This window comes from Colwellia marinimaniae (assembly GCF_002207865.1).
GTDB lineage: Bacteria > Pseudomonadota > Gammaproteobacteria > Enterobacterales > Alteromonadaceae > Colwellia > Colwellia marinimaniae.
Map to the genome: position 1 here is coordinate 1 of NZ_BDQM01000086.1, position 1,145 is coordinate 1,145.

At 42.6% G+C, this 1,145-nt stretch carries 1 protein-coding gene; it reads right to left on the reverse strand.

Annotation, left to right across the window (positions count from 1 at the left end):
• Positions 1 to 83: 83 nt before the first annotated feature.
• Positions 84 to 1,145: elongation factor Tu (gene tuf / locus MTCD1_RS18255; protein ID WP_088568992.1), on the reverse strand; the 1,062-nt coding region annotated here is incomplete at its 5' end.

Genomic DNA, 1,145 nt, shown 5'->3' on the forward strand with positions numbered 1-1,145 from the left:
CAAAGTGGAAGTACGCAGTTGACGTGAGTCAATGAGTACTGCCAATGCCGCTAACACCAACTCTAGCGCAAATTAGTTATCAATTAAGCTATAATTTTAGAAACAACACCAGCACCAACAGTACGACCACCTTCACGGATAGCGAAGCGTAAACCTTCATCCATCGCTACTGGGTTGATTAGCTCAACAACAAATTTCAAGTTGTCGCCTGGCATTACCATTTCAACACCTTCAGGAAGCTCTACAGCACCAGTGATATCCGTTGTACGGAAGTAAAACTGTGGACGGTAGCCTTTGAAGAATGGAGTATGACGACCACCTTCATCTTTGCTTAAGATGTAAACTTCTGATTCGAATTTAGTATGAGGTAAGATTGAACCTGGAGCACAAAGTACTTGGCCACGTTCAACATCTTCACGTTTAAGACCACGAAGAAGAATACCACAGTTCTCGCCAGCACGACCTTCGTCAAGAAGCTTACGGAACATTTCAACACCAGTACAAGTAGATTTTTGTGTATCACGGATACCAACAACTTCTACTTCGTCACCAACTTTAACGATACCACACTCAACACGACCCGTTACTACAGTACCACGGCCTGAGATTGAGAAAACGTCTTCAATTGGCATAATGAATGCAGCATCAATTGCACGTTCTGGCTCTGGAATGTAAGTATCTAAGTGATGAGCTAGCTCAAGTACTTTCTCTACCCATTTTTCTTCGCCGTTCAATGCACCTAAGGCTGAACCTTGAATTACTGGTAAATCATCACCTGGGAAGTCATATTCGCTAAGAAGTTCACGAACTTCCATTTCTACTAGCTCTAATAACTCTTCGTCATCAACCATGTCACATTTGTTCATGAATACGATGATGTAAGGAACACCAACTTGACGAGATAATAAGATGTGCTCACGTGTTTGTGGCATAGGACCATCAGTAGCCGCAACTACTAAGATAGCGCCATCCATTTGTGCAGCACCCGTGATCATGTTTTTGATATAATCAGCATGGCCTGGGCAATCTACGTGGGCATAGTGACGAACTTCTGTATCATATTCGATGTGAGAAGTATTGATAGTAATACCACGTTCACGTTCTTCTGGAGCGTTATCGATTTGAGCAAAATCTTTAACTTCGCC